Annotated in this window: 18 protein-coding genes; 11 read left to right on the top strand and 7 right to left on the bottom strand. The window is 71.5% G+C overall.

Going from position 1 to position 22,557, the window contains the following annotated elements; genetic code table 11:
• Window positions 1–1,332, top strand: coding sequence for an NAD(P)/FAD-dependent oxidoreductase (locus QRN40_RS09375; RefSeq protein ID WP_285115326.1), 1,332 nt, complete (start codon window positions 1–3; stop codon window positions 1,330–1,332).
• A gap of 31 nt (window positions 1,333–1,363) precedes the next feature.
• Window positions 1,364–3,196, top strand: a complete 1,833-nt coding sequence (locus QRN40_RS09370; RefSeq protein ID WP_285115325.1) for a thiamine pyrophosphate-requiring protein — start codon at window positions 1,364–1,366, stop codon at window positions 3,194–3,196.
• A 15-nt stretch (window positions 3,197–3,211) separates the two neighbouring features.
• On the opposite strand, the gene QRN40_RS09365 is transcribed toward QRN40_RS09370, so the two are convergent.
• A complete protein-coding gene (locus QRN40_RS09365) occupies window positions 3,212–3,442 on the bottom strand; it encodes a hypothetical protein (protein WP_285115323.1) in 231 nt (76 codons plus the stop codon).
• A gap of 116 nt (window positions 3,443–3,558) precedes the next feature.
• On the opposite strand from QRN40_RS09365, the gene QRN40_RS09360 reads away from it, so the two are divergent.
• Window positions 3,559–4,041: a MarR family winged helix-turn-helix transcriptional regulator gene (locus QRN40_RS09360; RefSeq protein ID WP_285115322.1), complete on the top strand. Its 483-nt coding sequence runs from the start codon at window positions 3,559–3,561 to the stop codon at window positions 4,039–4,041.
• A 78-nt stretch (window positions 4,042–4,119) separates the two neighbouring features.
• On the opposite strand, the gene QRN40_RS09355 is transcribed toward QRN40_RS09360, so the two are convergent.
• Window positions 4,120–6,138 carry a DEAD/DEAH box helicase gene (locus QRN40_RS09355; RefSeq protein ID WP_285115321.1) on the bottom strand — a complete coding sequence of 673 codons (2,019 nt, stop codon included), beginning with the start codon at window positions 6,136–6,138 and terminating at the stop codon, window positions 4,120–4,122.
• A 267-nt stretch (window positions 6,139–6,405) separates the two neighbouring features.
• Between QRN40_RS09355 and QRN40_RS09350 the strand changes: the two genes are divergently transcribed.
• Both QRN40_RS09350 and QRN40_RS09345 read left to right on the top strand, forming a co-directional pair.
• Window positions 6,406–7,947: a phytoene desaturase family protein gene (locus QRN40_RS09350; RefSeq protein WP_285115320.1), complete on the top strand. Its 1,542-nt coding sequence runs from the start codon at window positions 6,406–6,408 to the stop codon at window positions 7,945–7,947.
• Window positions 7,948–7,951: 4 nt separating this feature from the next.
• Window positions 7,952–8,392 (top strand): SRPBCC family protein, encoded by a 441-nt coding sequence (locus QRN40_RS09345; RefSeq protein WP_285115319.1) that lies wholly within the window; start codon window positions 7,952–7,954, stop codon window positions 8,390–8,392.
• A gap of 48 nt (window positions 8,393–8,440) precedes the next feature.
• On the opposite strand, the gene QRN40_RS09340 is transcribed toward QRN40_RS09345, so the two are convergent.
• On the bottom strand, window positions 8,441–8,875 hold the full coding sequence (locus tag QRN40_RS09340) for an Hsp20/alpha crystallin family protein (protein ID WP_285115318.1): 435 nt from the start codon (window positions 8,873–8,875) through the stop codon (window positions 8,441–8,443).
• 184 nt (window positions 8,876–9,059) lie between these two features.
• On the opposite strand from QRN40_RS09340, the gene QRN40_RS09335 reads away from it, so the two are divergent.
• Together QRN40_RS09335 and QRN40_RS09330 are read left to right on the top strand one after the other, a co-directional pair.
• Window positions 9,060–9,647 (top strand): Dps family protein, encoded by a 588-nt coding sequence (locus QRN40_RS09335; RefSeq protein WP_502878907.1) that lies wholly within the window; start codon window positions 9,060–9,062, stop codon window positions 9,645–9,647.
• 88 nt (window positions 9,648–9,735) lie between these two features.
• Window positions 9,736–10,215, top strand: a complete 480-nt coding sequence (locus QRN40_RS09330) for a GNAT family N-acetyltransferase (protein ID WP_285115317.1) — start codon at window positions 9,736–9,738, stop codon at window positions 10,213–10,215.
• Between the two features lie 16 nt (window positions 10,216–10,231).
• On the opposite strand, the gene QRN40_RS09325 is transcribed toward QRN40_RS09330, so the two are convergent.
• Window positions 10,232–10,990 carry an IclR family transcriptional regulator gene (locus QRN40_RS09325; RefSeq protein WP_285115316.1) on the bottom strand — a complete coding sequence of 253 codons (759 nt, stop codon included), beginning with the start codon at window positions 10,988–10,990 and terminating at the stop codon, window positions 10,232–10,234.
• 89 nt (window positions 10,991–11,079) lie between these two features.
• Between QRN40_RS09325 and hutH the strand changes: the two genes are divergently transcribed.
• From hutH to hutI, 3 genes are read left to right on the top strand one after another with little or no spacing between them, the layout of a single operon-like run.
• Window positions 11,080–12,612 (top strand): histidine ammonia-lyase, encoded by a 1,533-nt coding sequence (gene hutH, locus QRN40_RS09320; protein ID WP_285115315.1) that lies wholly within the window; start codon window positions 11,080–11,082, stop codon window positions 12,610–12,612.
• Between the two features lie 50 nt (window positions 12,613–12,662).
• A complete protein-coding gene (gene hutU, locus QRN40_RS09315) occupies window positions 12,663–14,372 on the top strand; it encodes a urocanate hydratase (protein WP_285115314.1) in 1,710 nt (569 codons plus the stop codon).
• Entirely contained in the window at window positions 14,369–15,526 is a 1,158-nt protein-coding gene (hutI, locus tag QRN40_RS09310; RefSeq protein WP_285115313.1) for an imidazolonepropionase, read from the top strand. The genes hutU and hutI overlap by 4 nt, the downstream gene beginning before the upstream one ends.
• A gap of 17 nt (window positions 15,527–15,543) precedes the next feature.
• Here the strand turns inward: hutI and QRN40_RS09305 are convergent, their stop codons facing one another.
• The 3 genes from QRN40_RS09305 to yczR all read right to left on the bottom strand — a co-directional run bounded on the left by QRN40_RS09305 (window position 15,544) and on the right by yczR (window position 21,600).
• Window positions 15,544–16,449 carry an arginase family protein gene (locus QRN40_RS09305; RefSeq protein WP_285115312.1) on the bottom strand — a complete coding sequence of 302 codons (906 nt, stop codon included), beginning with the start codon at window positions 16,447–16,449 and terminating at the stop codon, window positions 15,544–15,546.
• Between the two features lie 85 nt (window positions 16,450–16,534).
• On the bottom strand, window positions 16,535–19,975 hold the full coding sequence (locus tag QRN40_RS09300) for an efflux RND transporter permease subunit (protein ID WP_285115311.1): 3,441 nt from the start codon (window positions 19,973–19,975) through the stop codon (window positions 16,535–16,537).
• A gap of 146 nt (window positions 19,976–20,121) precedes the next feature.
• Entirely contained in the window at window positions 20,122–21,600 is a 1,479-nt protein-coding gene (gene yczR / locus QRN40_RS09295; protein ID WP_285115310.1) for a MocR-like transcription factor YczR, read from the bottom strand.
• Between the two features lie 63 nt (window positions 21,601–21,663).
• Here yczR and yczE point away from each other — a divergent pair, with 63 nt between their 5' ends.
• Window positions 21,664–22,557: a membrane protein YczE gene (yczE, locus tag QRN40_RS09290; RefSeq protein WP_285115308.1), complete on the top strand. Its 894-nt coding sequence runs from the start codon at window positions 21,664–21,666 to the stop codon at window positions 22,555–22,557.

The raw sequence follows: 22,557 nt of genomic DNA, 5'->3' as shown, positions 1-22,557 counted from the left end.
ATGACCGAACCGCACATCCTGGTTCTCGGCGCAGGATTCGCCGGGTTCACGCTGGCCCGCGCGCTTCGACGCGACGCCGCCGCCCATCGGCTGCGGCTGACCGTGGTCGAGGCGGAGCCCTCCCTCACCTACAAGCCCCTGCTGCCCGAGGTGGCCGGTGGCGAGACGCAGCCGCGTGAGACGGCGGTGCCGCTCCGGCGGCCGCTGAAGAACGCCGAGCTGGTGGCCGGGGCGCTCGAGTCGGTGGACACTGGAGCGAAGGTCGCGGTCGTGCGCGCCCTCGACGGCACCCAGCGCGCCCTGCACTACGACCACGTCGTGTTCGCCCTGGGCGCCGTCACCAAGACGCTGCCGATCCCAGGTCTCGCCGAGAACGCCATCGGCTTCTCGAGCATCGAGGAGGCCGCCTTCCTGCGTGATCACGTTCTCGAGCGCATCCGCTTCGCCGCATCCACCCGCGACGCGGCCGAGCGGAGACGCGCACTGACCTTCGTCTTCGTCGGAGGCGGGTACACGGGCGTGGAGGCGATCGCCGAGTTGCAGCGCCTCGCGAGCAACCAGCTCGACCGGTTCCCTGAGCTCGACGGCGAGCGGATGGAGTGGCTCCTCATCGAGGCCGCCGGACGGATCGCCGCCGAACTCCCCCCGCAGCTGTCCGCGTGGACTCTGAAGCTGCTGCGGCGCCGGGGCATCCGCGTGCTGCTCCACACCGAGATGAAGAGCTGCGAGAACGGCGAAGTGGTGCTCAGCAACGGCGAGACGCATCCGGCCGACACGCTCGTCTGGGTGGCGGGTGTCACGCCGAACCCGATCCTCGACCGGACCGACGCACCGCGCGGCCCGAAGGGTCACGTTCAGTGCAATGCCCGCCTGCAGGCGGTCGACGACGACGGCACCCCGATCGACGGCGTCTGGGCGCTCGGCGACGACGCGCAGGTGCCCGACCTGACGGCCGGGAAGCAGCCGGCCTACTATCCGCCGAACGCGCAGAACGCGATCCGCGAGGCGCGGGTCCTGGCCGAGAACCTCCGCAGGGCCGCGGCCGGCCAGGACCTGGTCGAGTACCGGCACCGCACGCTCGGCACGCTCGCCAGCTACAGCGGGATGCGCGGCGCGGCCGTGGTGCGGGGGATCCCGCTGCGCGGCGTCGCGGCGTGGGCGGTCGACAAGGTGTACCACGCCATCGCGCTGCCCAGCGTGGCGCGGCGGTTCCGGCTGGTGCTCGGCTGGGTGGGCAACGGGCTGACGCCGCGCGATACCGCGCCGGTGGGGACCGCGAAGGACCCGCGGGCGCGCTTCCGCGAGGCGGCTGCGGCGCAGTCGCACGACTGACCGCTCAGAACGAGAACGACGAGGAGACAGCATGGCGACGACGGTGAGCGATTTCGTGATCCAGCGCATCCGGGACTGGGGCGTGCGGAGGGTGTTCGGCTTCCCCGGCGACGGCATCGGCGAGTTCGACGGCGCGCTCGGGAAGGCGGAGCGCGACGGCGAGGGGCTGGAGTACATCCGGCCGACGCACGAGGAGATCGCGGCGCTCATGGCGACCGCGCACGCCAAGTTCACCGGCGAGGTGGGTGTGTGCATCGCGACGTCGAGCCCCGGCGGCTTCCACCTGATCAACGGGCTGTACGACGCGAAGATGGACAACCAGCCGGTCGTCGCCATCGTCGGCCAGCAGGGCCTCGACTCGCTGGGGACCTTCAACCAGCAGGAGAGCAACCTCGAGCGCACCTTCGCGGATGTCGCCGCGTATGTGCAGACGATCGTCTCGCCCGCCCAGGCACAGGCCGTGGTGGACACCGCCTTCCGGACCGCGATCACCCGGCTGCAGCCGTGCGTGATCGTCCTCCCGCACGACGTGCAGGGCGAGAAGATGACCGAGCCGAAGGCGGAGATGTGGGTCTCGCGGTCGAGCGCGGTCGCGCCCTCCACGGCGATCGCGCCGCCCCCGGAGCAGCTGCAGGCCGCTGCGGACCTCATCAACGCCGGCGAACGTGTCACGTTCCTCGTCGGTCACGGCGCGAACGGCGCGACGGACGAGGTGCTCGAGGCCGCGCGGCTCGCCGGGGCCGGGATCGTCACGTCGCTGCGCGGCAAGCAGGTCGTACCGTCGGATGTCCCGTTCCACACGCAGCAACTGGGCCTGCTGGGATCGCGGGCGAGTTCCGCCCAGATGAAGGACTGCGACACCCTCGTGCTGCTCGGCACCAACTACCCGTACGGTCAGTTCCTGCCGGCGTCAGGTCAGGCCCGTGCCGTGCAGATCGACCTGCGGCCCGAACAGCTGGGCCTGCGCTACCCGACCGAGGTGAGCATCTGGGCCGACGTGAAGACGGCGCTGCGGGGCCTGATCCCGCTCCTGACGCAGAAGGCCGACCTGTCCTGGCAGGAGAAGGTCGCGAGCGGGATGCGCGACTGGGACGAAGAGCTCGACGCCCAGGCGGACCAGGCGTACGACGACGGCGTGAACCCCCGGAGGGTGTTCCGCGAGCTGAACAAGCGCCTCCCGGCCGGTGCGATCGTCACGGCGGACGCGGGCACGACCGCCGACTGGTACGGCCACTACATCCGGATGCACGACGGGATGCGCGGCGATCTGTCCGGTCGGCTCGCCACGATGCTGGCGGCGATGCCGTACGCCGAGGCGGCGAAGTTCGGGTACCCGGACCGGACCGTGGTGTGCACGATCGGCGACGGCGCCTTCCAGATGCTCGGCATGAACGAGCTGATCACGATCAAGAAGTACTTGTCGCGCTGGTCGGATCCGACGTTCATCGTGCTGGTACTGCACAACGACGATCTGACGCAGGTCTCGTGGGAGATGCGCACCGAGGACGGCAACCCGCTGTGGCCGACCGCGCAGGACGTCGAGTCCGTCGACTACGCCGGGTGGGCGCGCCTGCTGGGCTTCAACGGCATCACAGTGGAGAAGGACGACGACATCGAGGCGGCGTGGGACGCTGCCTTCGCCCATCGCGGCGTCACGCTCATCGACGCGCACACGAGCAAGAACGTGCCGCCGCTCCCGCCGCAGATCACGGCGGAGTTCGCCGTGAACACGGCGAAGGCGCTGCTGAAGGGCGACCCCGAGGGTCTCGGCGCGATCAAGGACTCCGCCGCCTCCCTCGTCACCGAGGGCGTCGAACGCGTGAAGGGCGCGCTGCACCGGGATCGGGGCGACGACGACGCGTGATCCCGGCGCGGAGCGTCACTTGTCGTGCTCGGACTTGGGGTAGTTGCCGCCGCGGTGGTGGGTGCTCCGCACGAGCGGTTCCTCGCCGTCGCGCTCCGCCCCGATGTAGGTTCCGGACACCTCGACGTCCGGCCCGACGCCCTCCCGCTCTGTGTACTGCCCGTGGACGCGCCGTTCTTCCGGCGCCTCCGGATCCGCCTGCGTGTAGCGGCCTTCGAGTCCGTCGCGTTCGTTCTGCTGGACCATGGTCACCGCCTCCTTGATTGCGATAGCGCAATTATCTCACCGTCCAGGACTGATGAACATAGCCGGATACTGGGAAGTCTTGCGTCGACGCAATGGATTTGCGATAGAAAGGATCTGTGGGCGACGAGGAACAGTTGGAGGCAGCGCTGCGCGCAGCGGACGTGCTGATGCGGGTGGCCGCTCGGTCGGTCATGGAAGTCGAAGACACCGTGACATCGCCCCAGTTGCGAGTACTGGTCCTGATGGCGCGGCACGGACCTCAGACACCGGGCGACGTTGCCGCCGAACTCGGCATCCACGCCTCCAACGCGACCCGCCTGAGCGACAAGCTCGTGCGTGCCGGGCTCGTGGAGCGCCGCGAACACCCTGCTGACCGCCGCTACGTCCGGCTCACCCTGACGCGCCGGGGCAGACGCCTCGTGGAGCACGTCATCGGGCACCGGCGACAAGCGATCGCCGACGTGTTCGCCGCGATGCCGCCAGAGGAGCGAGAGGCCGCGACCAGGGCCTTCGCTGCGTTCGCGCGCGCCGCGAGCGGGGACGCGGACGACGACGGCCGGTTCACCCTGGTCCCACCGCAGCCCGGCGAACCAGGCTGATCCCCGGCCCCCGAGAACAGGAAAACCGCCACCCGACACAGCGTGTCGAGGGCGGTTCTCCTGTGCTCGGCGGCGGGACTACTGCGCGATGGTGAGGAGCAGGTCGTCGCCGGGAGCGGTGGGCACGAACTCGGCTTCGATCTCGGCGCGGCCCAGCAGCTCGGTCATGCGGCGCTGACGCTGACGCGGGATGAGCGTGACGACGGTTCCCTGCTTGCCGGCGCGGCCGGTACGGCCCGAGCGGTGCAGGTACGTCTTGTACTCGTCCGGCGCGTCGGCCTGGATCACCAGGTCGATGTCGTCGACGTGGATGCCGCGGGCGGCCACATCCGTCGCCACCAGCACGTTCACGCGGCCGCTGGTCAGCTGGGCCAGGTTGCGCGTCCGGCGGGACTGGTTCAGGTCGCCGTGCAGGCTGACGGCCGGGATGCCGGCATCGTCCAGCTGCTCGGCGAGCATCTCGGCGAAGGCGCGGGTGCGGGCGAAGACGAGGGTCTTGCCGTCGCGGTCCGCGAGCTGCTCGATGATGGCGCCCTTGTCGCGGTGCTCGATGACGAGCACGCGGTGGTCGATGGTCGAGGACGCCTGGTCCTCGCCCGCCACCTCGTGCACGGCCGGCTCGACGAGGAACTCGTCCACCAGCTGCGCGACACCCGAGTCGAGGGTGGCCGAGAACAGCAGCTTCTGGCCGCCGTCCGAGGTCTGGCGCAGGATGCGCTGCACCGGCTCCAGGAAGCCGAGGTCGCACATGTGGTCGGCCTCGTCGAGGACGGTGACCATGACCTCGCTGAGGTCCAGGCGGCCCTGCTCGAGGAGGTCCTCGATGCGGCCGGGGGTGCCGATCACGATGTCGACCCCGCGCTGCAGCGCGCCGACCTGGCGGCCCTGCGGCACGCCGCCGTAGATCTGCGTGGTGAAGAGGCCGACACTGCGGGCGATCGGCTGGACGGTGCGGTCGATCTGCAGAGCGAGCTCGCGCGTCGGGGCGAGGATGAGCGCGCGCGGTGCGCGGCCCAGCTGGCGCTTGCCGCCGGACTTGCCCTGCTCCGCCCACTGCTTCATCAGACGCTCGACGAGCGGTGCGCCGAAGGCGATGGTCTTACCGGAGCCGGTACGGCCACGGCCGAGCACGTCCTTGCCGGCGAGCACGTCGGGGAGCGTAGCCGCCTGGATCGGGAACGGCCGGTCGGCGCCGAGCTCGGCCAGCGCGCGGACGATGTTGCCGCCGAGACCGAGGTCGGCGAAGGTCACGCCTTCGACGTCCTCCGCCTGGATGGCGTCGGCCTGCAGGCGCTCGAGCACGACGTCGTCGGTCGGCGTGAAGGCCGGCTTCTCGTCGCGCGACGGGTAGAAGGAGGAGTCACGACGGGGACGCTCGGCGCGGTCGTCGAACGGGCGACGGGGACGCTCGGCGCGGTCACCGAAGTCGCGACGCGGACGGTCGTCGTACGCGCGACGCGGACGCTCGGTCCGGTCACGGTCGCCGAAATCGCGACGGGGACGGTCGGCGCGGTCGCCGAAGTCGCGACGGGGACGGTCGTCGTACTCGCGACGCGGACGCTCGGTCCGGTCGCCGTACTCACGACGCGGACGCTCGTCGGCGTCGCGACGCGGACGCTCGGTCCGGTCACGGTCACCGAAGTCACGGCGCGGTCGGTCTGCGCGGTCGTCGAACTGACGGCGCGGACGGTCGTCGGCGTCGCGACGCGGACGGTCGGTGCGGTCACGGTCGCCGAAGTCACGACGCGGACGGTCGGCGCGGTCGTCGAACTGACGACGCGGACGGTCGTCTCCGTCGCGACGGGGGCGGTCCTGGCGCGGCGAGCGCTCCTCCCACACCCGCTCGGTGCGGCGTGCGTCCTTGCCGCGCGGCTCCCAGTTGGGGCGCTCGGTGCGGCCGCGGCCGGCGTTGTCGTCGCGTGCGCCGTAGACGGAACGGCCGCGGGCGGCGCGGTCATCCGCGGTCCAGCGGGCCTTCTTACCGTCGGCCGGCTCCTCGGCGCGGTAGCCGCGGTGCTTGGGGCTGCGGCTGCCGTTCTTCGGCGCTCCGCCTCGGGACGGCTGCTGCGATCGTCGGTCGTTGTTGTATCCGGGCATGAATGTTCTTCCTGGGTTCATGTCGAGTGCGCGGCGGCACGCTGAAGCGCACCGAATGATTCCCGGGCGAACACTGTCCGGGGCCGTTCACGATTGTGTGATCCGCACCGCTGATCGGGTGAGGAACCGGCCCGCTTGACTTACAAACCCATCTGCGCAGATCGCGCAGTGTCAAGAGCCGACCTCCCAACGATAGTGCATGGATGCTGTGAACGGGCTGCCGATCCACCCTCTGCGGCGAACGAGGGGCGGGGTATACAGGGAGGTATGACCGCCTCCTCAGCGAACCGGCTCGACGCCGTCGTCATCGGGTCGGGCCCGAACGGGCTGTCCGCGGCCGTCACCCTGGCCCGCGCAGGCCTCTCCGTGCGGGTCTACGAGCGCAATCCGACCGTCGGCGGCGGCATCCGGACGGAGGAGCTCACGCTGCCCGGCTTCCGGCACGACATCTGCTCGGCCGTGCATCCCCTCGCCTTCGCCTCCGGCTTCTTCCGTCGTTTCGGGCTCGACAAGCGCGTGCGCTTCGCCGTGCCGAGTGCGTCGTACGGCAATCCGCTGGAGGGCGGCCGCGTCGCGATGGCCTACCTCGACCTGGAGCGCACTGTCGACGGGCTCGGTGTGGACGGGCCGGCCTGGCGCGCGCTGCTGGAGCCGCTGGTGCGCCAGGCGGATGCGGTGGCGCAGTTCACCGGGTCCGAACTGCTGCAGGTGCCGCGGCATCCCCTGGTTGCGGCCCGCTTCGGGCTCACCGCCCTGGGGCTCGGCAGTCCGTTGTGGGACGTGCCCTTCCGCACCGAGGCGCCCGGCGCGCTGCTGGCCGGGGTATTCGCCCACACGACGCTCCCGCTTCCGAGCGTCGCCGGCGCGGCTGCCGGTCTGACGCTGGCGACCTACGCGCACGCGCGCGGCTGGCCCATCCCGATCGGCGGCAGTCAGGCGATCGCCGACGCCATGGTCGCCGACATCGAGGCGCACGGCGGGGAGGTCGTGACCGACACCCCGGTCGAGTCGCTCGCCGAACTCCCGGACTCCCGCGTCGTCGTATTCGACACCCATGTGAAGACGGCGGCCCGCCTCGGCGAGGACCGCCTGCCGGCCGGCTACCTCGCGAAGGTCGCCCGTTTCCGTGACGGCAACGGCGTGTTCAAGGCCGACTTCGCCCTCTCCGGGCCGGTGCCGTGGACGAACCCGGAGCTGTACGAGACGGGCACCGTCCACCTGGGCGGCTCGCGCGCGGAGACGGCCCGGGCCGAACGCGACGTGGCCGCCGGACGGCAGAGCGATCCGCCGTATGTCCTGGTCTCGCAGCCGTCGCTGTTCGACCCGACGCGCGCGCCCGCCGGCAAGCACGTGCTGTGGACGTACACGCACGTGCCGCACGGCTCCACAGAGGATCGGACGGAGGCGATCATCCGGCGCATCGAGCAGTTCGCGCCGGGGTTCCGCGAGCTGATCATCGGGACGGCGACCATGAACGCCGTGCAGATGGAGCAGCACAACCCGAACTACATCGGAGGCGACATCTCGGCCGGGGCGCCCGACTTCGGGCAGCTGGTCGCGCGTCCCGTCCTCTCACCCGACCCGTGGCGTATGCCGGGCCGCGGGCTGTACCTCGCCTCCGCGTCGGTCGCGCCCGGCCCTGGGGTCCACGGGCTCGGCGGCTACTACGCCGCGCGCAGCGCCCTGCGGCACGAATTCGGCGCCTCGCGGATGCCGGACCTCGCCCCGTCGGCCGACCAACTGATTGCGCCCGCGTCCACCCCGCTCATCCCGGACGCGCTTCGTCCCTCGACCCTCCCGGAGCAGTGATCTCATGTCCGTCAACGTCCGCCGTATGGCCTGCACACCCGAGCAGGTCTTCGCCGTCCTCGCCGACCCCTGGGTCTACCCGACATGGGTCGTCGGGGCGTCGCGTCTCCGCGCCGCCGACGGCCGGTACCCCGCCGTCGGCTCGCGCCTCCACCACTCCATCGGGGTCTGGCCGCTCGTGTTGAACGACGAGACCCGGGTCGACGAGTGGGATCCGCCGCAACGGGCCGTGCTCGAGGCGAAGACGCGCCCGTTCGGCTCCGAGCGCGTGATCATCGACGTCCAGCCCCGCGGCGGCGGCTGCGTCGTGCGGATGGAGGAGTACCCGCACACGGGACCCGTCACGCTCATCCCGAACGCGCTCGCGGACGCCCTGCTCCACGTTCGGAACGCCGAGACGCTGCGGCGCCTGGAGTGGGTGGCGCGAGGGCGCGCCGCCTCCTGACGACGCGCCCTCGGTTCACTGCGCGGTTCTACGACCGCTCGAGCGCGCTCACCCGGCCGAGACCGCCTTCTGGTCCCGGTCGTGGGCGGACGACTCCACCGCGATCTTGCGCGGCTTCGCCCGCTCGGCCACCGGGATGATCACGCTGAGCACGCCGTTGTCGTACGACGCCGTGATGCCGTCGGGATCGACGTCGTCGCCGATCGTGAACTGACGCATGTAGGCACCGTACGGCCGCTCCTGCGCGAGCCAGCGGGCCCCGTCCCGGTCGGCGGCGCTGCGCACGGCGCGGATGGTCAGCAGGTGGCCGTCCACGTCGATGTCGACGGACGCCGGGTCGGCACCGGGGAGGTCCGCGTTGAGGACGTAGCGGTCACCCTCCCGGAAGAGGTCGACCGGCATGATGCGCGGCTGGCGGCTCGTGTCGAACACGCTCTGTGCGATCCGGTCCATCTGGGAGAAAGGATCGAACGACATGGCCATTGGATGTACCCCTCTCTTGGCTTAGAACAGCTGATGAGAGCACCTTTGTGCACTCTTTTCGACCACAGATATTAGCACTCTCCCCACGGGAGTGCCAAGTGGTTTCCGACCCTGTCAACCCGGTTCCGTGGCCGCGGTCCGCGGCCTATCGTCTGTGGGGTCCATCGAACAGAAGGGACCCATCGTGGCCGCAAGCGACACCAAGACGAGCACCAAGAAGTCCGCGCCGAAGTCGGCGCCCAAGACCGCATCCGTGCGCCGCACCAGCACCGTCGGAGTCGCGCCGACCCGCCGGGAGCACGCCGAGCACGGCTTCGTCGCGTCCACCGAGCTCGCGCAGAACCTCCAGCGCGTGCACGTCGACCTGATCGAGCTGCACCTGCAGGGCAAGCAGGCGCACTGGAACGTGGTCGGACGCAACTTCCGCGACCTTCATCTGCAGCTCGACGAGATCGTCGAGGCCGCGCGCGAGTTCAGCGACACCATCGCCGAGCGTCTCCGCGCCCTGCACGCCACCCCCGACGGACGCAGCGCCACGGTCGCCGAGCAGACCAGCCTGCCCGAGTTCCCGAACGGCGAGGTCGACACGTCCGAGACGGTCGACCTGATCACCGAGCGACTGGAGGGCGTGGTCCGCACGATGCGCGACGTCCACGACGACGTCGACGAGGAGGACCCGACCTCCGCCGACCTGCTGCACGCGATCATCGAGCGCCTCGAGCAGTATGCGTGGATGGTCAGCGCCGAGAACCGCACGCCGAACCGGGCCTGACCCGTCGCTGCCGGCCCGGCAGTCCGCCGGGCCGGCACCGACGTCCGGGCGTAATCCGCCGGACACGAGCCGCGGCTAGCATCGACGCATGCCGACCGAGATCCGCACCGAACCGCCCCGCCAGCCGGAGGTCGAGGACCTCCTGCGACTGAGCGACGAGTTCGCGTTCGCGTTGTATCCCCCGGAGAGTTGCTACCTGCTCGACGTCTCGGAGCTCGAGAAGCCCGGGGTGACGGTGTTAGTTGCCCGCGTGGACGGGCGCCCGCTCGGAATCACGGCGCTCGTCCAGAACGTCTCCGACCCGACCGCACCCGCCGAGCTCAAGCGGATGTTCGTTCATGAGGACGCGCGTGGGCGCGGGCTCGCGAAAGCACTGCTCCAGGCCGCGGAGTCGGCGGCGACTGCGGCGGGCATCGCGGAACTGCGACTGGAGACCGGGCCGCTCCAGCATGCCGCGATCGCCCTGTACGAGCGCGCCGGCTACGAGCGCATCCCCAACTTCGGGCCGTACGTCGGCGACTCCTTCTCCGTCTGCTACGCCAAACCGCTGACCGCTCGAGTCTCGTAGCGTCGCCCGGACGCCTTCAGCTGCCCCGGATGCGGCGGGAGAGTTCCGCGGCCGCCTCGCGCACGCGCGCGGCGAGCGCATCCCATCCGTCCGCCGCCACGTTCTCGCGGGGGAAGGTCACCGCGATCCCGGCCGCCGGCCACCCGGCGTGGTCGCGCACCGAGACCGCGACGGAGGCGAAGCCGGGCGTCACATCCCCGTCCTCGGTGGCGTAGCCGCGCTCGCGCGCCTCCGTCACCACCCGCCGCAATTCCGCGTACGAGTGCGGACCCGATCCGGTGCGGTCCTCGAACGCCTCCGAGTCCGGGTACAGCGCCCGCAGCTGCTCCCGGGGAAGCGTCGCCAGCAGCGCCCGCCCGCTCGCGGTGAGGTGCGCGGGCAGGCGGACACCCACATCCGTGACGAGCCGCGGACGCCGGGGCGCCCGCTCCTCGACGATGTAGACGACGTCGCGGCCGTGCAGCACGGCGACGTGCCCGGACTCGCCGAGGGCGTCGACCAGCGCGGCGACGATCGGACGCCCGAGCCGGCTGAGCGGCTGCTGGCGCGAGAACGCGCTCGACAGTTCGTACGCGGCGACACCCAGTCCGTACCGCCGCGCTTCGGGGAAGTGCAGCACGAAGCCGTGCTCGGTCAGCACGGCGAGCAGGTGGTAGACCGTCGAGCGCGGGAGGCCGAGAGCGGAGGCGATGGCGGCAGCCGGCGCCGGACCCCGCTGCGAGCCGAGATAGGCCAGAACGCGGAGGGTGTTCTCCGCAGCGGGAACCTTGCTCACCGCATCCCCTTCCGAGCGTGTCTGGGATACCGGACACACAGCAGCGTACAGCCGGCGCGCATCCGACCGCCCGGCGCGAGGATCGGAGCATGCTCCAGACCCAGACCTCTGTCACCGTCGGCTCCGGCCCGCTCAGCATCGCCGACGTCGTCGCCGTCGCCCGCCACGGCGCCCGCATCGAACTCGACCCGGCGTCGCTCGACGGCGTCGCCGCCTCTCGTGCGATCGTCGAGGCGCTGGCCGGCGACACCGAGCCGCACTACGGCATCTCGACGGGCTTCGGCGCCCTCGCGACCACGTTCATCCCGGGCGACCGCCGTGCACAGCTGCAGGCGAGCCTGGTGCGCTCGCATGCAGCCGGATCCGGCCCGGAGGTCGAGCGGGAGGTGGTCCGCGCCCTCATGCTGCTGCGCCTCTCCACGCTGATGACCGGACGCACCGGGGCCCGCCCGCAGACCGTCGAGACGTACGCCGCACTGCTCAACGCAGGCATCACGCCGGTGGTGCACGAGTACGGCTCGCTCGGCTGCTCCGGCGACCTCGCACCGCTCGCCCACTGTGCGCTGGCCGCCATGGGCGAGGGGCGCGTCCGCGTGGACGGCGACCTGCTCGACGCGTCCGACGCCCTCGCCGCGGCCGGCATCCAGCCCGTCGTGCTCGCCGAGAAGGAGGGCCTGGCCCTCATCAACGGCACCGACGGGATGCTCGGGATGCTGGCCCTCGCCATCCACGACCTCCACGGGCTGCTGACCGATGCGGACATCGCCGCGGCGATGAGCGTGGAGGCGCTGCTCGGCACCGACGCCGTCTTCGCCGACGACCTGCAGCGGCTGCGCCCGCAGGCCGGGCAGGCGGTCTCGGCGGCGAACCTCCGAACCCTGCTGGCCGGCTCCCCGATCGTCGCCAGTCACAAGGGACCCGAGTGCACCCGCGTCCAGGACGCCTACTCGCTCCGCTGCTCGCCGCAGGTTCACGGTGCCGCACGCGACACGGTGGCGCACGCCGAGCTGGTCGCCGAGCGCGAGCTGGCCTCGGCGGTCGACAACCCCGTCCTGACCGTGGACGGACGGGTCGAGTCGAACGGCAACTTCCACGGGGCGCCGGTCGCCTACGTGCTCGACTTCCTCGCGATCGCTATCGCCGACGTGGCGAGCATGTCCGAGCGGCGGACCGACCGCTTCCTCGACCCGGCGCGCAACCAGGGGCTTCCGCCGTTCCTCGCGCACGAGGTCGGCGTCGACTCGGGCCTGATGATCGCGCAGTACACGGCCGCCGGGATCGTCTCGGAGCTGAAGCGGCTCGCCGCTCCTGCATCGGTGGACAGCATCCCGTCGTCGGCCATGCAGGAGGACCACGTGTCGATGGGATGGGCGGCGGCCCGCAAGCTGCGCCGCGCCCTCGACGGCCTGGCGCGCGTCATCGCGATCGAGGTCATGACCGCCGCCCGGGGCGCGGACCTCCGCGCGCCGCTCCAGCCCGGTCCCGCGACCGGCGCCGTCATCGCCACCCTGCGCGAGACCGTCGCGGGTCCCGGGCCCGACCGCCACCTCTCCCCCGAGATCGAGGCCGCCTACACGCTCGTCGCCTCCGGCGCCCTCCGCGCCGGCGCCGGCCTCGCCTGACCTACTCCCCGACCCCACTGGCCCCGGCCAGGACGAAAGGAACGAGAACCATGGATGGAGCACGACCCGTCCGCGCGGCACGCGGCACGGAGCTCAGCGCCAAGAGCTGGCAGACCGAGGCGCCGCTCCGGATGCTCATGAACAACCTCGACCCGGAGGTCGCGGAGCGCCCGGACGACCTCGTCGTCTACGGCGGCACCGGCCGTGCGGCGCGGAGCTGGGAGGCGTACGACGCGATCGTCCGCACCCTGCGCGACCTGGAGGCGGATGAGACCCTCCTCGTGCAGTCGGGCAAGCCCGTCGGCGTCTTCCGCACGCACGAGTGGGCGCCCCGCGTCCTCATCGCCAACTCGAACCTCGTCGGCGACTGGGCGACGTGGCCCGAGTTCCGCCGCCTGGAGGCGCTGGGGCTGACGATGTACGGCCAGATGACCGCCGGCTCCTGGATCTACATCGGATCGCAGGGCATCCTGCAGGGCACGTACGAGACGTTCGGCGCGGTCGCGCGCAAGCTCGCCGCCCGGCAGGGCGGCTTCGACGAGCACAGTGGCGGCTCTCTCGCCGGCACCCTCACACTGACCGGGGGATGCGGCGGCATGGGCGGCGCGCAACCGCTCGCGGTCACCATGAACGGGGGCGCCGTGCTGATCGTGGATGTGGACCGCACCCGCCTGCAGCGCCGCCTGGATCACGGCTACCTCGACATCCTCGCCGACGACCTGGACGACGCCGTCGCGCAGGCTCTCGCCGCCAAGGACGAGCGTCGAGCGGTGTCGGTGGGCGTCGTCGGCAACGCCGCCGAGGTGTTCCCCGAGCTGCTGCGCCGCGGCGTCGCGATCGACATCGTGACCGACCAGACCAGCGCGCACGACCCGCTCAGCTACCTGCCCGTCGGGTACACGGTGGAGGAGTGGCGCGACCGCGCGGCGGCGGACCCGGAGCGGTTCACCGACGACGCCCGCCGGTCGATGGCCGCCCAGGTGGAGGCGATGGTCGGGTTCCAGGATGCCGGCGCCGAGGTCTTCGACTACGGCAACTCCATCCGCACCGAGGCCCAGCTCGGCGGCTACGAGCGCGCGTTCGACTTCCCCGGATTCGTCCCCGCCTACATCCGTCCGCTCTTCGCCGAGGGCAAGGGGCCGTTCCGCTGGGCGGCGCTGTCCGGCGACCCGGCCGACATCGCCGCGACCGACCGCGCCGTGCTCGAGCTCTTCCCGGAGGACGAGCACCTGCGCCGCTGGATCACGCAGGCGGGCGAGAAGGTGCACTTCGAGGGCCTTCCGGCACGCATCTGCTGGCTGGGCTACAAGGAGCGGCACCTCGCGGGCCTCAAGTTCAACGAGATGGTCGCCTCGGGCGAGCTGTCCGCCCCGGTCGTCATCGGCCGCGACCACCTCGATTCCGGGTCCGTCGCATCGCCGTACCGCGAGACCGAGTCGATGGCCGACGGCTCGGACGCGATCGCCGACTGGCCGCTGCTCAACGCGCTGCTCAACACGGCCTCGGGCGCGACCTGGGTGTCCCTGCACCACGGCGGCGGAGTGGGGATCGGCCGCAGCATCCACGCCGGTCAGGTGATCGTCGCAGACGGCACACCGCTGGCCGCCGAGAAGATCGAGCGCGTGCTGATCAACGATCCGGGCACCGGCGTCATGCGGCACGTGGATGCCGGCTATGATCGCGCCGTCGAGGTCGCCGAGGAGCGCGGGCTGCGCATCCCGATGCGGGAGGGTGAGCCCGCGGACGCGGCGCAGCGATGAGCGCGACGCTGGTCACCGGGATCGGCGAGCTGGTCACGTTCGACCCGGCGCATCCCGGGCCGCTCGGCATCGTGTCCGACGCGGCCGTGCTCGCGGTCGACGGCCGCGTGGAGTGGACGGGGCCGTCGGCGTCCGCGCCGCGGTCGGACGCCGACGAGATCGTCGACGTCGCGGGCGCCGCCGTCATCCCGGGATTCGTCGACTCGCACACCCACCTCGTCTTCGGCGGCGACCGCGCAGCGGAGTTCGAGGCGAGGATGGCCGGCCGGCCGTATACCGCGGGCGGCATACGGTCGACGGTGGCTGCCACCCGTGCGGCACCGGACGACGAACTACGGGCCCGGCTCCAGCGGTTCGTGGCCGAGCTGCACGCGCAGGGGACCACCACGTTCGAGGTGAAGAGCGGCTACGGGCTGACCGTCGCGGACGAGGAGCGGCTGCTCCGGCTCGCCCGCGAGGTCACGGACGAGACGACCTACCTGGGCGCGCATGTCGTCCCGCCGGAGTACGCCGACGACCCGGAGGCGTACGTCGAGCTGGTGACCGGCGACATGCTGGATGCCTGCCTGCCCCACGCCCGCTGGATCGACGTCTTCTGCGAGACGGGAGCGTTCACGGTGGAGCAGTCACGGCGCATCCTGACCGCCGGTGCGGCCCGCGGACTCGGGGTGCGACTGCACGCGGCACAATTGGGGCCGGGCGAGGGCGTCGCACTGGCGGTCGAGCTGGATGCGGCGAGCGTCGACCACTGCACCTACCTCAGCGACGACGACGTGGAGCGGCTCGCCGCATCCCGGACCGTCGCCACGCTGCTGCCGGGCGTCGAGTTCTCGACGCGCCACCCGTATCCCTCCGGACGTCGCCTGCTGGATGCGGGCGCGACGGTCGCCCTGGCGAGCGACTGCAACCCGGGGTCGTCCTTCACGTCGTCGATGCCGTTCTGCATGGCGCTGGCCGTGCGCGAGATGGGCCTCACCCCCGCGGAAGCACTGCAGGCCGCGACCCTCGGCGGCGCTGCCGCCCTCCGTCGCGACGACGTGGGGCACCTCCGGCCGGGCGCACGGGCCGACCTCGCGGTGCTGGCCGCGCCCAGCCACATCCACCTCGCTTACCGCCCCGGCGTTCCGCTCGTCGCCCGCACCGTCCGCGCCTAGTCGCTCGGCCGCGGCCGTCAGCGCAAGGGGCGGGAGGCGAGACCGGCGGCGGCCTCGAGGACGAGGAGCGCCGCGAGACGGACCGTGCGGTCGTCGGCGGCGTCGGCGGTCGCATCCACCTCGGCGATGTCGATCGAGCGGACGAGGGGGGATGCGCCGGCCAGGCGCGCGAAGCGGCGCAGCTCCCACGCGGCGAGGCCTCCCGGCACGGACGCCGGGCACCCGGGTGCCACCGACCGGTCGCAGACGTCGACGTCGAGGTCGACATGGATCGGTCCCCCGCCGGCACCGGCGATCTCCAGCGCCTCCGCCATCACGTCGTCGAGTGGGCGCGTGTGCAGCGCGTCGCGGGCGATGACCGTGACGCCGAGTTCCTCGGCACGGTGCGTGTATGCCGCCGAGTTGGCGAAGTCGGCGATGCCGACCTGCACCACGCGCCGTCCGTTGAGTCCGGCTTCGATGAGCTCCCGGACGGGCGAGCCGTTCGATGAGCCGTCGCGCAGGTCGTGGTGGGCGTCGAGCGTGACGAGCCCGGCGCTGCCGAGGTCGTCACCGTACGAGCCGAGCGCGGCGGGCACGGTCAGGGAGTTGTCCCCGCCGACCGCAACGGTGAGCCGCGACCGTCCGGCAGCGGCGGCCATCGCCGCGCGCGCCCGCTCTCGCCCCTGCGGCCCATCGGGCGACACCACGTCGCCGGCGTCCGCGAAGCGCAACGCTTCGACGTCGAGCCCGGCCGCGAAGGCGGAGTAGCGACGCAGGGCCTCGCGCACCGCACCGGGCGTGGCGTGCGCCCCGGTGGGCGACAGCGACGTCTCGTGCGTGGGGATGCCGATCAGCGTCAGGTCGGCGCGCTCCGGCCCCAGCGGCGGCCAGCCCCCCGCGCGCGGCCAGAGCGGATCGACGGACAGGGTCTGGGCGGTCATACCGGTGACACTAGCGACGCACGCCGCACACGGGGCCGCAGCCCCGCATCCGGCCGTCTGGGATCCCGGACGGCCGGAGACGCGGTCAGACCTGCGTTCCGCCTGCGGGACGTGTGAACACCGGAGGCTCGGGCGCCGGCCGCCCCGCGGGAACCGTCGCGCCCGTCTCGGGGCCGGACGGTACCCAGGGGCCGCGCGGTCCGTCGCCGCCGGGGCCACCCGCGCCCGGTCCGCCGTCGCTGTGCCCGTCGCCGCCGCCCGCAGCATCCGCCCGCGCCGCACGCGTCGCCCGCCAGCGCTCTCGCGCGCCCTCCACCAGGTTGTAGAGGGTCGGGAGCACGACCAGCGTAAGCACGGTCGAGGAGATGAGACCGCCGATGACGACGATCGCGAGGGGCTGCGAGATGAAACCACCATGGCCGGTCAGCCCGATCGCCATCGGCGTCAGAGCGGCGATCGTCGCCAGTGCGGTCATCAGGATCGGCCGCAGACGGCGGGAGGCGCCGTGCTCGACGGCCTGTGCCACAGTGAGCCCGCGCCGCCGGTACTGGTTGACGAGGTCGATGAGCACGATGGCGTTTGTGACGACGATTCCGACGAGCATCAGCAGGCCGATCAGCGACGCGACACCGAGCGGGATCCCCGACACAATCTGCAGCAGGATGGCGCCGGTCGCCGCGAACGGCACCGACATCAGCAGCAGCACCGGCTGGAGCAGCGAGCGGAACGTCGCCACCATCACGATGTAGACGATCAGGATGGCCGCCAGCAGCGCGAGCAGAAGCTGGCTGAACGCGTCCGACTGGCTGGAGGTGACTCCGCCGATCTTGGCCGTCGCACCGGACGGAAGCTCCGCCGCCTTGAGCGCCGCCGACACATCCGCGTTGGCCGTCGTCAGGTTGTCGGTCGCAGGCGTGGCCGTCACGCTCGCGGTCCGCAGACCGCGCTCGGTCGTGACGGTCGCCGGTCCCTTGACCTCTTTCACCGAGGCAAGCGAATCCAGCGGGACCACGCCCGTGACGGTCGGGATGGACAGCTGCGACAGTCCCGCCACGGTCGTGGGCGGGTTGTCGCTCTGCAGGTAGATCTTCAGCGTGCTGTTGTCGATCGCGACCGAGCCGGCCTGCGTCGGCTGCATCGCCTCGGAGACGATCGTGCCGACGGCGACCTCGCTCAGCCCGGCGGCCGCGGCCTTGGAGCGGTCCACATCCACGGCGACGTACGGCAGGGAGGCGCTCAGGTTGTCGGTGACCTGCTTGAGCGACGACTTCTTCTGCAACTGCTCGACCACGGCGTCCGTCGCCTTCTGCAGGTCGGCGTCGCTGCTCGCGGAGATGTTCACCTGGATGTCGGTGGACCCGCCGAACCCGCTGGACGCGGACAGGGTGATCTGGCCCTGGTCCGTGATGCCGGCGAGCTCGTCCTGGATGGTGCTCTGCAGCTTCGCCTGGTCGGCGTTCGGGTCGGTGGTGATCGAGAACGTCGTCCCGCCACCGCCACCGGTGAACGCGTCGCGCAGCGAGGAACCGCTGGAGCCGATCGAGACCTGGACCGTCTTCACGCCCTTGGTGTCGAGCAGCTTCTGCTCTACGACCTTGGCCGCGTCGTCCTTCGCCTGCAGGCTGGTGCCCGGGTCGAGCGTCTGCGTGACCGTGAGCGAGTTCTGTCCGCTCGAGCCGAGGAAGTTCGTCTTGACGAACGGCAGCGCGAAGACGGTGAGCACCAGCACGACGAGCGCCGAGACGACGGTGATGACCGAGTGCTTCAGCGTCCAGCGGATGATCGGCAGGTAGCCCGCCTGCAGCCGCGAGGGATGCTCGAGCTCGTCGATCCCGGAGGCGGTCGCCTCCTCGACCGAGAGGTGTGCGGAGTCGCCCTCGACACCGCCTTCGTGCTTGTGCACCTTCGGCGCCCGCAGGAACCAGTAGGCCAGAACCGGCACGATGGTCAGCGCGACGAGCAGCGACGACAGCAGCGCGATGGTCACCGTCAGCGCGAACGGCCGGAACAGCTCGCCGGTCACATCGCCGACGAACGCGAGCGGCAGGAAGACCGCCACGGTCGTGATCGTCGAAGCGGTGATGGCGCCGCCGACCTCGCGGACGGCGCGGACGATCGTCACGGCGCGGTCGGCGCCCGGCACCAGCTGCCGCTTGATGTTCTCGATGACGACGATGGAGTCGTCCACCACGCGCCCGATCGCGATCGTGAGCGCGCCGAGCGTGATGATGTTGAGCGTGTAGCCGGTCGCCCACATGACGATGAACGTGATCAGCACGCTGGTCGGGATGGACACGACCGTCACGAGCGTGGAGCGGACCGACAGCAGGAACACCAGGATGACGATGACCGCCATCGCGAGCCCCAGCAGCCCCTCCTCGGCGAGCGCGTTGATCGACTGGGTGATGAAGGGCGCCTGGTCGAAGACGACCGTGATGGTGGTGCCCGAGCCGAGCTTCTTGGTGAGCTCCGGGATGAGGTTGGAGACCTCGTGCGAGACCTCGACGGTGTTCGCGGAGGGGAGCTTGGTGACCGCGACCGTGAGCGCGGGCTTGCCGTTCACGCGCGAGAGCGAGGTGGTGGGGTCGTCCGTCTGGGCGACCGTGGCGACCTCGCCGATGGTCGGTGGGGGCGTGGTCGCGGCTGCTGCGGCGGCGGCGCTGCCTGCTGCAGCGCCGGCACCCGCACCCGCGGCTCCTCCTGCGCTGGCTCCTGCGCCGGCACCCGCGGCTCCGCCTGCGCCGGCTCCGCCTGCGCCGGCACCTGCGCCACCTCCGGCCGTCGCCGACCGCACCAGCGGCAGCCCGGCGATGTCCTCCACCGACGACAGCTGCGATCCGGACTGGATGGACAGCGTCTTGCCGTCCTCGGTGATCGATCCGCCCGGGATCAGTACGCCGTTCTGCTGCAGCGCATCCTTGATCGCGGACGACGAGACTCCCGCCGCCGCGAGCTTCGCGGTGTCCGGAGTGATCGTGATGCGCTGGCCGACCTCGCCGACCAGCTGCGCGTCGTTGACGCCCTTCAGGTTCTCGATGTCGGGCAGCATCAGCTTCGTGATGTCATCGCCGAGGGCGCGCTGGTCCGTGCCGCCGCTGACGGCGAGCTGGATGACGGGCAGGTCGTCGATGCTGCCGGAGAGCACCTGCGGCTCCACCCCGGAGGGGAGGCCCGACTTGATGCGGTTGATCGCCTGGTCGATCTTCTGCTCGGCGGTCGCCAGGTCGGTCCCGTACGTGAACTTGACGGTGATGATCGACTGGTTGGTGCTGCTCACCGCGCTGGTGCTGTCGAGCCCAGGGACGCCCTGGATCGCGGCCTCCACCGGCGTGCTGACGTCGTTGTTGACGACCTCCGGCGATGCCCCGGGATAGGACGAGAGCACCACGAGCTGGGGGAAGGAGATCGACGGGGTGAGCTCCTGCTTGAGGTTGGCGAGCGCGAGGCCACCGAAGACTGCGGCGACGATCGTGACGAGCGCGATCAGGGCGCGGTTCTTCATGCTCAGGACGGCGAGGAAATGCACGGGGTTCCCCTCAGGGATGCGGGTTGCGGGACCGCGCCGACACTGGCGCAGGGGAAGTATCCCATTACGGGGTGGGCGGTAGCTTCATGCCTGGGTACGACATGACCGCACTCCCCCGGGAGTACGGCTCCGCCCCATCCATGCGGTCAGACGACGCTCGGCAGAGCCCCCGCGTCGAAGTACGGGACGGGCTCGGTGGCGGCGACCGCCCAGGCGCGCGACAGGGCGTCGAAGGCCCGCGCGTACTCCTCCGGCGTATAGGTGATCGGGATGCGCAGGAAGCGCTCGAAGGCGCCGTCGATCCCGAAGCGCGGACCGGCCGCGATCAGCAGGCCGTGGCTGCGTGCGGCGAGCGCGAGCGCCGAGCTGACCGGCGCGCCGATCCCCACCCAGGCCGTGAGCCCGCCGTGCTGGACGGGCACTGTCCATTCGGGGAACGTCTCGCTCACCAGCGTGCGCACCGTGTCGCGGCCCCGGCGCAACTGCTCGCGCCGCTCCTCCATGATCTCGTCGAGCTGCGGGATCATCCGCGCCACGACCAGCTGCTCCAGCACCGGCGTGCCGAGGTCGGTCGCCGGCTTCGCGGCGATCAGGCGCTGGATGTGCGAGCGCTCTGCGCGGATCCATCCGATGCGCAGGCCGCCCCACAGCGTCTTGCTGGCCGACCCGATCATGATCAGCGGAGCCCCGGCCGAGGCGGCGTCGGCGTAGCGCGGCATCGGCAGGTATTCGCCGACGCGGTCGATGTCGAGTTCGGCCGTCGTCTCGTCGGCGACGACGATGGCACCGTGCCCGGCCGCTGCGGCGAGCACCCGCTCCCGCGTCTCCGGCGACATGGAGGCGCCGGTCGGGTTGTGGAAATCGGGGATCAGGTACGCGAGCGCGGGGTTCGCCCGGCGAAACGTCTGCTCGATCGCGTCCGCATCCCAGCCGTCGTTCTGGTCGCCCAGGCGATGCGGACCCTCCTCCGGCGCGGTCACCGTGATCGGGACGAGCCGGGCACCCGCCAGCCGGATCGCCTCGATCGCGTGCGGATAGGTCGGCACCTCGATCACGACGCGGTCGCCGCGCCCGAGGAAGGTGCGGGCGATCAGCGCGATCGCCTGCTGGGCGCCCACCGTCACGAGGATCTGGTCGGCGGACGTGGGCAGCCCTCGGCGCGTGTAGCGCTCGGCGATCTCGGCGCGCAGGTGCGGCAGGCCGACGGGGTCGTAGCCGGGGTCGGGGAGGAAGCGCGGCAGGTCCTCGGCCGCGGCGCGTGCCGCGGCGGGGAGGGATGAAGCCGCAGGGAGGGACGCCTTGGTGAAGTCGAGCATCCCCTCGCCGCCGACCGCGGGCAGCGGAAGAGTGCGTCCCGGGAGGCGGGTGACGCTGCCCGAACCGCGCACACTGTCGATGAAGCCGGCCTCGCGCAGCTGGCGGTAGGCGGCGGCGACGGTCGTGCGGCTCAGCTCGAGCCGCCCGGCCAGGTCGCGCTCGGCGGGCAGCCGGGTGCCGATCGGGATGCGGCCGTCGAGCACCAGCAGGCGGATGCGGTCGGCGAGCGCCTGGTAGCTCGCGCCGGCGGTGCGCCAGCTTCCGAGCAGGTGCTCCAGGGACCGAGCGGTGAGTTGCGCATCCGACATGCAGGCCACTTTAGTGGAATTGGCATCTTGTTGCGAGTCCAATCGTTGCGATTGGATTGGAACATGGCCGCTCGACTACTTCTCACCCGCCGCCTCGTGCAGCTGCTGATCGGACTCTTCCTCTACGGGATCGCGATCGCGCTCATGGTCCGCGCCGGCATCGGGCTGTCGCCGTGGGATGTGCTGGCACAGGGGGTCTCGCTCAAGACCGGCATCCCGTTCGGCTTCGTCACCAACCTGATCGGGCTGGTCGTGCTGGCGTTCTGGATCCCGCTCCGGCAGCGTCCCGGGCTGGGCACCATCCTCAACGTACTGCTGGTCGGTCCCAGCGCCCAGCTCGGTCTCGACCTGCTCCCGCAGCAGACGGAGCTGTGGGCGCAGGTGCTGTTCTTCGCCGGCGGCCTCGCCCTGCTCGCCGTCGCGACCGGCCTCTACATCGGCCCCCGCCTGGGACCCGGTCCGCGTGACGGGCTCATGACGGGCCTGCACGCCCGCACCGGCCGGCCGATCTGGATGGTGCGCACCGGCATCGAGGTGACCGTGCTGATCATCGGGTGGGTGCTCGGCGGGAACGTCGGCATCGGGACGCTCGCGTTCGCGCTGCTGGTCGGCCCGCTGTGCAGTCTCACCCTCCCCTTCTTCGCGATCCGGCTGCCGCAGGACGCTGCAACGGCTGCGGCACAGCTGGAGGGCGAGCTCGAGGGAACGGCCGAGCAGTCGGCCGGCCTCGGGGAGGAGCAGGATGTCGTCCGTTTCGACGTGCGCGACGGCATCCTGCTCGAATCCGACCGCGCCGCCCACGACCGCGGCTTCCGCGCGGACTCCCCCTTCGTCCAGGGCCCGCAGCCCGACCGCGCCCCGCGGGTCCCCGCGGAGCAGCTCCCGTCCCGTCCGTCCCGGCAGATCGCCGCCCACTGGCTGGACGACCGCATCACGCGCCGCCCCCGCCACCCCTGA

Source organism: Leifsonia sp. fls2-241-R2A-40a, from assembly GCF_030209575.1.
In the GTDB taxonomy this organism is placed as follows: domain Bacteria; phylum Actinomycetota; class Actinomycetes; order Actinomycetales; family Microbacteriaceae; genus Leifsonia.
The sequence above is the reverse complement of the archived record's forward strand: the minus strand, read 5'-3'. Positions and strand labels throughout refer to the sequence as shown.

Excerpts from the sequence above, each read along its gene's own strand:
- QRN40_RS09375 (WP_285115326.1), top strand. The coding sequence starts at position 1 with ATGACCGAACCGCACATCCTGGTTCTCGGCGCAGGATTCGCCGGGTTC.
- QRN40_RS09370 (WP_285115325.1), top strand. The coding sequence starts at position 1,364 with ATGGCGACGACGGTGAGCGATTTCGTGATCCAGCGCATCCGGGACTGG.
- QRN40_RS09365 (WP_285115323.1), bottom strand. The coding sequence starts at position 3,442 with ATGGTCCAGCAGAACGAACGCGACGGACTCGAAGGCCGCTACACGCAG.
- QRN40_RS09355 (WP_285115321.1), bottom strand. The coding sequence starts at position 6,138 with ATGCCCGGATACAACAACGACCGACGATCGCAGCAGCCGTCCCGAGGC.
- QRN40_RS09350 (WP_285115320.1), top strand. The coding sequence starts at position 6,406 with ATGACCGCCTCCTCAGCGAACCGGCTCGACGCCGTCGTCATCGGGTCG.
- QRN40_RS09345 (WP_285115319.1), top strand. The coding sequence starts at position 7,952 with ATGTCCGTCAACGTCCGCCGTATGGCCTGCACACCCGAGCAGGTCTTC.
- QRN40_RS09340 (WP_285115318.1), bottom strand. The coding sequence starts at position 8,875 with ATGGCCATGTCGTTCGATCCTTTCTCCCAGATGGACCGGATCGCACAG.
- QRN40_RS09330 (WP_285115317.1), top strand. The coding sequence starts at position 9,736 with ATGCCGACCGAGATCCGCACCGAACCGCCCCGCCAGCCGGAGGTCGAG.
- hutH (WP_285115315.1), top strand. The coding sequence starts at position 11,080 with ATGCTCCAGACCCAGACCTCTGTCACCGTCGGCTCCGGCCCGCTCAGC.
- hutU (WP_285115314.1), top strand. The coding sequence starts at position 12,663 with ATGGATGGAGCACGACCCGTCCGCGCGGCACGCGGCACGGAGCTCAGC.
- hutI (WP_285115313.1), top strand. The coding sequence starts at position 14,369 with ATGAGCGCGACGCTGGTCACCGGGATCGGCGAGCTGGTCACGTTCGAC.
- QRN40_RS09305 (WP_285115312.1), bottom strand. The coding sequence starts at position 16,449 with ATGACCGCCCAGACCCTGTCCGTCGATCCGCTCTGGCCGCGCGCGGGG.
- yczR (WP_285115310.1), bottom strand. The coding sequence starts at position 21,600 with ATGTCGGATGCGCAACTCACCGCTCGGTCCCTGGAGCACCTGCTCGGA.
- yczE (WP_285115308.1), top strand. The coding sequence starts at position 21,664 with ATGGCCGCTCGACTACTTCTCACCCGCCGCCTCGTGCAGCTGCTGATC.